Below are 8,420 nucleotides of genomic sequence, written 5' to 3' on the forward strand. Positions count from 1 at the left end.
TCTCCGGGCGCCCCTCGGCCAGGTGGACCGCGGCGGCCAGCAGCGCGAGGTGCGCCTCGGCCCAGGGAGACGCGACGTCGGCCGCGACCGTCCGGTCGGCCGCCTCCAGCGCGGCCCCGGTGTCGCCCCGGGCCAGCAGGACCCGCCCGGTGACGATGGTCCGCTCCGCCTCCGCCACCGGGTCGTACAGCGGGTGCCGGACGTCCCCCGCGGAGTGCAGGAGCGCCTGGGCGCGGTCGAGTTCGTCGCGGTCGGTGGCCACCGCGGCCAGGACCAGCGATCCGAGCACCGCTCCCGGCGCCGAGGGCGTGCCGGGGCCGTCGGTCGCGCAGAGCGCCGCCAGGGCCTTGCGTTCGGCCCGGCCGGGCCAGCCCTTCAGATGGTCGATCAGGGCCAGGTGGGCCAGGCACTCCTCCCGCACCGGCGCGGGCGACACCCCCCCGCCGGAGTCGGCCACCGTGCCCAGGACATCGCGCGCGTCCGTGAGACGGCCCGCCCACAGCCGGGCCGAGCCGAGATGGGTGAGCAGCAGCGCGGTCAGCTCCGGATGGTCGTCCAGCAGCCCGTCGGGGACCTGGTGCCGCAGCTTCTCGGCGGCCCGCGCGGCCAGTTCCGCCCGGGCCGGCGAACCCGTCAGCCGACCCGCCAGGGCTTCCAGCAGCGCGCAGCCGAGCCGGGCCGCGGCCGGGTCGACCCCGTCGTCCACCCCGCAAAACCCGTCCCCCAGCACCGCTGCGGCCTGCTCCAGGTGCGGCAGGCCGCGGGCGAGGTCGCGCCGGGACAACTCCCGCGCCGCACGGACCAGATCGGTGACGGCGGTCCCGGGCTCGGGGCCCATGGCGGCGAAGAGCGCCGACAGGGTCTCGGCGTGCAGGCCGGTGAAGAGTTCCCCGAGGGCCAGATCGCCGACGAGGGCGCCCGCGGCCGACTCCCAGTCCTCCGCGGCCGCGGCGTGGCCGATGGCCTCGGCGAGCGGCCCCGTGCGCCGGAACCAGCGCGCCGCACGGCGGTGGAGTTCGGTCTCCAGCCCGGGGGCGCGCACCCGCAGGTGGGCGCGGAGGATCTCCCGGAACAGCGGATGGAGCCGGAACCATCCGTGCCCGAGATGCTCGACGAACGCGTTGTCGCGGTGCAGGCCGGTGAGGATGAGTTCGGAGTCGGCGCGTCCGGTGAGGGCGTCGGCCAGGGCGGGGCAGAAGCGGTCGAGGATGCTGATGCGCAACAGCAGGTCCTGGGTCTCGGCCCGCTGCCGCTTGAGCACCTCGGCCAGCAGGTAGTCGCCGATCGTGGTGCGGTCGGCCTCGAACTCCTTGAGGTACGTCTGCGGATCGGCCTCTCCCCGCGCCGCGAGCGCGCACAGCCGCAGGCCCGCCGCCCAGCCGCGGGTGCGGTCCACCAGCGCGGCCACACCGTCGGACGGGAGGTCCAGGCCGTGCAGGGCCAGCAGGTCGGCCGCCTCGTCGCGGGTGAAGGCCAGCTCGTCGTTCCGGATCTCCGTGACGGCGTCGGCCGCCCGGTAGCGGTGCAGCGGGAGCAGCGGCTCGGTGCGTGTGACGAGCACCAGGCGCAGGCCGTCCCCGGCGTGCCGCAGCACGAACTCCAACTGGTCCGCGATCTCCGGGTCCGTGACCCGCTCGTACTCGTCGATCACGGCGATCACCGGGGCGGCCCGTGCGCTCAGCTCCGCGGCGAGCCGGGTGAGCAGCGCGTCGTCCACGCGGCCCGCCTCGGCCGGGGCGCCGACCTCGGCGGACGGTGCCACGCCGGCCAGGCGCAGGGCCTGCAGGAGGTAGGCCCAGAAGGTGCCGCAGCCCTTGTCCGCGACCTGCGCGGTGAGCCAGGCGACAGGGCCGTCGAGCGCCGCGGCCCAGTCCGCGACCAGGAGCGTCTTTCCCGCTCCGGCGGCCCCGTCGACCACGGTCAGCGGCTTCAGCAGGGCCTCGTCGAGGTGTCCGGTGAGCCGGTCGCGGCGCAGGAAGGTCACGGGGAGGGTCGGTACGGCGAACCGCGTCCGCAGAAACGGGTCTCCGCAGGGGTCGGCCCGCCCTCGGCCGGGGTCCGGTCCCGTCTCGTCCAGCACGGCCATGGTGTTCACCACCACTGATGTCGTCAGGTCGCGGACAACCTCCCTCTTCAGCATGTCCCTCTGTGCGCCGGGCGCCACATGGGCGGGTAGTCCCCGGGCCGGGCCGACGTCCCCGGCGCGCGACCCGGTCGCCCCGCCGGGCCGCTGCTCACGGGCCCCGGGAGCCTCAGGAACTCCGGCAACCTCACGAACGGCCGAAACCTCACGAACTCCGGCAACCTCACGAACGGCCGGGCACCTCAGGACTCCGAAGCCTCACGAACTGCCGGGCACTCCGACGAGCCTCACGAACTGCCGGCGCCTCACGAACTCCGGAGAACCTCACGAACTCCGGCGACGAGCCTCCGCGAACTGCGGGGAACTTCAGGTACCGGCACCGCAAGGACGGCGAACGCCCCCGCCCTCAGGGGCGGGGGCGCACAGGCGTTGAAGCGGAGCCGGAATGCCGGGCTCAGCTCTGCGGGGACGACTCGCGCCGCGGCAGCTTCCAGTTCCGGCGCGGGAAGTGGCAGGTGTAGCCGTTCGGGTAGCGCTCCAGGTAGTCCTGGTGCTCGGGCTCGGCCTCCCAGAAGTCGCCCACGGGCTCCACCTCCGTGACGACCTTCCCGGGCCACAGCCCGCTCGCCTCGACGTCCGCGATGGTGTCCAGGGCGACGCGGTGCTGCTCCTCGTCGGCGTAGAAGATGGCGGACCGGTAGCTGCGCCCGATGTCGTTGCCCTGGCGGTCCCTCGTGGTCGGATCGTGGATCTGGAAGAAGAACTCCAGGATGTCGCGGTAGCTCGTGACCGCGGGATCGTAGAGGATCTCGACGGCCTCGGCGTGGTCGCCGTGATTGCGGTAGGTGGCGTTCGGCGTGTCGCCACCGCTGTAGCCGACGCGCGTGGACACCACGCCCGGCTGCTTGCGGATCAGATCCTGCATGCCCCAGAAACAGCCGCCCGCCAGTACGGCTCGCTCGGTTCCCACTGTCATCGGTCGCTCCCTGACGTTCGGGCCCGGCGCGGTCGTCGACGTGCCGGTCACATGGTCACCCAGCCTAATACGCCCCGCGACCAACCGGACAATGGCCGCCGGCGGGGGCGGGAGCGGACCGGCGACGCCGGACGCACGGCACGACCCCGCCGGACGGACGAAGACGCCACCCCGGTGCGCGCGCCGGTCCCGCGGGCGGCAGGTCCGGCTGGGCGACAGGTCCGAGGACACGCCTGGGGCTATGTGAGACCGTGGTCTCAGAACGCCCGCCTGCGGATGGGTCGAGACATGGGTCTGAAGGATCTGGCCATGCAGCACCAGGGAGATCCGTTCGGCGTCACGGCAGCGGCCGTGGTCGTCGTGGACGGGCACGGCCTGATCCGCTACTGGAACGAACGGGCGGAGACCCTCCTCGGCTATCCGGCGCACGGCGTGCTCGGGCGGCCCGCGACCTCCGTCCTGGTCGGTGAGGACTCCCTGGCGTCCGCGCTGTCCGCGGCGCAACGGGTCGGGGAGGGCTGGGAGGGCCTGATCACCGCGCGGCACCACGCCGGTTACACGGTCGAGCTGGCCCTGCGGGCGTGTCCCCTGCGTGCGGAGCTGGACTCCGCCTGGCTCGTCGCGGCCTGCGAGGTCACCGACGCGCGCCGCTGGGAGCTCGACCAGGCCGTGATGCGCGGGCTCCTGGACGAGTCACCGATCGGCATCGCCGTCCTCGACAACGAGCTGCGGTTCCGGTGGGTGAACCAGGTGCTGGCCGCCATGGAGGGCCTGCCGGTCCACCAGGCCGTCGACGGCGAGGTCACGCCGCTCGCACCGGGACAGGTGCCGCCGGCCATCGACTGGCAGGCGCGCCAGGCGCTGATGTCGGGCCGGGTCACGCCGGCCGTGGAGCATGTCACGCCGCCGCAGGGGATGTCCCGCCGCAACTCGCAGGGCCATCTCAGGCTCCGCTCGTCGTTCCCGCTGCGGGACGTCGAGGGCAAGACGCTGGGCGTGTGCCACACCGCCGTGGACTTCACCGCCCAGGACCGGGCGCGCGAACGGCTCGCCCTGGTCAACGAGGCGGCGCAGCGCATCGGCACCACCCTGGACCTCGACCGCACGGTGCAGGAACTCGCCGAGGTGCTCGTGCCGCAGCTCGCCGACTTCGCCGCGATCGACCTCTTCCAGGGCGTGCTCGCGGCCAGGGACCTCGCCCCCGGGCCGGTCACCGGCGGCACGCTGCAGCGCGCGGTGCACGTCTCGGTGCGCGAGGACGTGCCGGAGGCGGTCGTCCCCCTCGGGGCCCTCACCCGGTACCCGCCGAAGTCCCCGCAGGAGCGCTGCCTGAACACCGGCCGGCCGATCCGCGACCCGGTGCTCTCCCCGACGACCTGGTGGCTCTCCGGCGATCCGCAGCGACTGGCCAAGATCATCAGTCTCGGTGTGCACACGCACCTGGTGGTGCCGCTGCGGGCACGCGGGGTGACCATGGGCGTGGTCACGCTGCTGCGCTGGGAGAACCCCAACCCGTTCGACGAGGACGACCTGCTGCTGGCGGAGGAGCTGGTCGCGCGCGCCGCGGTGTGCGTGGACAACGCCCGGCGCTTCGTACGGGAGCACAATGCGGCCCTCGCCCTGCAGACCAGTCTCCTCCCGCCCGATCTGCCCGATCACTGCGCCGTCGAGGTCGCCCACCGCTATCTGCCGGCCGACGCCGAGGCCGGCGTGGGCGGCGACTGGTTCGACGTGATCCCGCTGTCCGGGGCGCGGGTCGCGCTGGTCGTGGGGGACGTCGTCGGCCATGGCATCCACGCCGCCGCGAGCATGGGCCGACTGCGCGCGGCCGTCCACACGCTGGCCGACCTGGACCTGCCGCCCGACGAGCTCCTCGCCCACGTCGACGACCTCGTGCTGCGGCTGGCGGACGAGGCCGAGGCGGTCGCGGACGGCCCCGTGGTGATCGGCGCGACCTGCGTCTACGCCGTGTACGACCCGATCTCGCGGCGGCTCAGCGTGGCGCGCGCGGGGCATCCCACTCCGGCGATCGCCCACCTCAGCGAGCCGGTGGAACTGCCCGACATCCCCGCCGGGCCCCCGCTGGGCCTGGGGGGCCTGCCGTTCGAGTCGGCCGAGATCGAGCTGGAGGAAGGCAGCGTCGTCGCCCTCTACACCGACGGCCTCATCGAGGCCTCGGACCGGGACGTCGACGTCGGCTTCGAGCGGCTCTGCTTCGCTCTCGCGCACCCCGACCGGCCGCTGGAGGAGATCTGCGACACGATGGTCCGCATTCTTCTGCCGGACCACCCGCACGACGACGTCGCCTTCCTGATCGCCCGCACCCACGCCCTTCCCCCCGACCGCGTGGCCGCGTGGGAGGTGCCCTCCGATCCCCGGGCGGTGCACGAGGCGCGGGACAACGCCTCACGCAAGCTGACCGAGTGGGGGCTGGAGGACTACGCCTTCACCACCGAGCTGATCGTCAGCGAACTGATCACCAACGCCATCACGCACGCCTGCGGACCGATCAGTCTGCGCCTGATCCATGAACGGGCCCTGATCTGCGAGGTGTCGGACGCCAGCAACACCTCGCCCCACCTGCGCCGTGCCCACAGCACCGACGAGGGAGGGCGGGGTCTCTTCCTGGTCGCGCAGGTCACCCAGCGCTGGGGCACGCGGTACACGCCCACGGGCAAGACCATCTGGGCGGAGCAGCAACTGTCGGACGAGTGCCCCGACTGAGCCCCGTACGGTGCGGTGCCTTCCGCCGGCCGGTGCGATGCGGTCAACCCTCTACCCCTGCACATGAGTTCGCCTGGCACGGCAACTGACGCGACCTTGGTCTAGTCCTCTTGACGGCCGGGCGCGCGGGCGCTTTGGTATGTACCAACGCTGCGACCCCACACCGCAGCACCCCACCACCAAACGCCCGAGGGGCATCCCCGAAAGGTGCTATGTCATGCACCTGGCAAGATTCGCGGCGTCCGCGTGCGCGCTCGCGCTCGCCGCCACCGGCGCCACCGTCGCTCTCGCGCCCCCCAGCAGCGCCGCGGCGAGCAGCGTCTACTCCGTGGCCCCCTACGTCGACATGTCGAACAGCCAGGAAGGCCAGCTCGACACGGCCATCACCGGACACCGCCTCAAGGCCTACACCGCGGCCTTCGTCCTCGGTGAAGGCTGCACCCAGATCTGGGGCGACACCCTCCCCGTCGGCGCCGACCCCTACACCGACCCCGAGATCGCCAGGGCGAAGTCCGAGGGCGCCTCCGTCATCATTTCCTCCGGCGGCGCGAGCGGCGAGCCGCTCGCCTGGACCTGCACCACCCAGAGCAGCATCGACGCGGGATACCAGGCCATCATCGACGACTACGGCGTCACCCGGCTCGACTTCGACGTCGAGGGCGCCGCCATCGCCGACACCGCCGCCGCTGCCCGCCAGATGCAGGCGATGAAGGACCTCGAGGCGGCCAACCCCGGCCTGCAGTTCTCCATGACCCTGCCGGTGCTGACGAGCGGACTGACAGGCGACGGCGTCAACATCCTCAAGGCCGCCAAGAACGCCGGCGTCAGGATCGACGTGGTCAACGTCTTGACCATGGACTACTACGCCGGCACGGGCACCGAGATGGGCCAGGCCGCGGTCTCGGCCGCCAGGGCCACACTGGCGCAGATGCAGTCCGTCGACCCCGGCTACACGTACGCCAACCTCGGGATCACCCCGATGATCGGCAAGAACGACGACGGTTCCACGTTCACCCTGGCGGATGCGCAGACCGTGGAGAACTTCGCCGCGCAGAACGGCGTCGGGCGGCTGTCCTTCTGGTCGGTCAACCGGGACCAGCCGTGCAGCGGCAGTGCCAACTCCCTGTCCACGTGCAGCGAGATCAGCCAGAACAGCCTCGCGTTCACGGACGCCTTCGTGCCCTACCAGGGCGGTTCCGGAGGCGGGGGCGGAGGCACGAGCGGCGACTTCTCGCTCTCCCTGGCGCCCGGCTCCGCCTCGGTCGCGCAGGGCGGCTCCGCGACCGCGACCGTCTCGACGGCCGTCACCTCGGGCAGCGCCGAGTCCGTCAGCCTCTCCGCCTCCGGCGCTCCCTCCGGGGTCGCGGTCTCCTTCAGCCCCGGCTCCGTCACCTCCGGGGGCAGCTCGACGCTGACGGCCACGGTCGGCTCGTCCGTGGCCGCGGGCACCTACCCGATCAAGGTCACCGGCACGGCCTCCAGCGGCAGCCACAGCGCGACGTACACACTCACCGTCACCGCCGGCGGCGGGGGCGGCGGGGGCGGCGGGGGCGGCGGGCGCCAACTGGCCAACGCCGGCTTCGAGAGCGGCGGCCTCGGCCCCTGGACGTGCACGGGCGGCAGCACGGTGGTCACCTCCCCCGTCCACTCCGGCAGCCACGCCCTTCAGGTCACCCCGAGTGGCGGCAGCACCGGCGAATGCGACCAGGCCGTCACCCTGTCCCCCCACCTCACCTACACGCTCACCGGCTGGGTCCGGGGCCCCTACGCCTACATCGGGGTCAGCGGCGACGCCACCGGCAGCACCTGGTCGAACAGCACGAGCTGGAACCGGCTGACGCTCACCTTCACCACCGGCGGCAGCGGAGCCGTCACCGTCTACGTCCACGGCTGGTACGGCCAGTCCGACGTCCAGGCCGACGACTTCGCCCTCGGCTAGCGCCACCCCCCACCGTGCGTGCGGCGCGCCTCCGTCGAACCGCCGTCACGGGGGCGCCGCACGCACCGCCTGTCCCCGGACCGCGGCGCGGGCCGCGCAGGTGCCGGGCGCACGGTGATGCGTGAGTCTGAAGGGGTGTGTGGTGTCCCACCCGGGCGGATCCCGTCGGCCTATGCCGCCTCGGGCCGCCGGGCGATACACATGACGCTGGTCGCCGCGGCCGGTTTCTATTTCTTCCGCTACGGCATCGGCCGACCCGTCGCGGCCACCTACGCCCTGTTCGCCACGGTGGCGCTCGGCGGCCTGTCCAGGATTCCGGGCACCGGGCGGCAGCGCGCCGCCGTGGTGCTGCGACTGGTGCCCGTGGGCTGGCTGCTGGTGATCGTCGGCACCTGTCTGTCGGTGCGGACCTGGAGCGCGGTGCTCGGCATGTTCGCGGTCGGCTTCGCGCTGGCGTTCTCCGCCGTCAGCGGCCCGCGCCAGGCCGGAGCGGCGCCGGGGCTGCAACTGCTGTACATCCTGCCGTCGTTCCCGCCGTACGACCCCGGCTCGCTCGATGACCGGCTGCTCGGGACGACCACCGGGATGGTCCTGCTCGCCGCCTCCGAAGCGCTGGTCCTTCCCGAGCCCGCCCCGCAGCCGTACCGGGAGCGAGCCGCCCACGCCGCGATGACCGCCGCGCACTGCGCCACCCTCCT

4 protein-coding genes and 1 pseudogene are annotated in these 8,420 nt (G+C 73.1%); 3 read left to right on the forward strand and 2 right to left on the reverse strand.

Annotated features, from left to right (window positions below; translation table 11 throughout):
- Positions 1-2,140 (reverse strand): AAA family ATPase (locus ACLU3S_RS34060; RefSeq protein WP_413955851.1); only part of this gene is annotated, 2,140 nt, incomplete at its 3' end.
- A gap of 397 nt (positions 2,141-2,537) precedes the next feature.
- The gene (msrA, locus tag ACLU3S_RS34065; RefSeq protein ID WP_413955852.1) at positions 2,538-3,059 is read right to left on the reverse strand and encodes a peptide-methionine (S)-S-oxide reductase MsrA; all 522 of its coding nucleotides are present in this window, start codon (positions 3,057-3,059) and stop codon (positions 2,538-2,540) included.
- A gap of 309 nt (positions 3,060-3,368) precedes the next feature.
- Between msrA and ACLU3S_RS34070 the strand changes: the two genes are divergently transcribed.
- The 3 genes and pseudogenes from ACLU3S_RS34070 to ACLU3S_RS34080 form a co-directional block, all read left to right on the forward strand.
- Positions 3,369-5,783, forward strand: coding sequence for a SpoIIE family protein phosphatase (locus ACLU3S_RS34070; protein ID WP_413955853.1), 2,415 nt, complete (start codon positions 3,369-3,371; stop codon positions 5,781-5,783).
- Between the two features lie 217 nt (positions 5,784-6,000).
- On the forward strand, positions 6,001-7,722 hold the full coding sequence (locus ACLU3S_RS34075) for a carbohydrate binding domain-containing protein (protein WP_413955854.1): 1,722 nt from the start codon (positions 6,001-6,003) through the stop codon (positions 7,720-7,722).
- 201 nt (positions 7,723-7,923) lie between these two features.
- Positions 7,924-8,420 (forward strand): annotated as a pseudogene (locus ACLU3S_RS34080) (FUSC family protein); the annotation flags it as partial.

This window comes from Streptomyces sp. AF1A (genome assembly GCF_047340315.1).
Taxonomy (GTDB): domain Bacteria; phylum Actinomycetota; class Actinomycetes; order Streptomycetales; family Streptomycetaceae; genus Streptomyces.

Bases quoted from the DNA above. Each gene is read 5' to 3' on its own strand.
- ACLU3S_RS34075 (WP_413955854.1), top strand. From the start codon at position 6,001: ATGCACCTGGCAAGATTCGCGGCGTCCGCGTGCGCGCTCGCGCTCGCC.
- ACLU3S_RS34070 (WP_413955853.1), top strand. From the start codon at position 3,369: ATGCAGCACCAGGGAGATCCGTTCGGCGTCACGGCAGCGGCCGTGGTC.
- msrA (WP_413955852.1), bottom strand. From the start codon at position 3,059: ATGACAGTGGGAACCGAGCGAGCCGTACTGGCGGGCGGCTGTTTCTGG.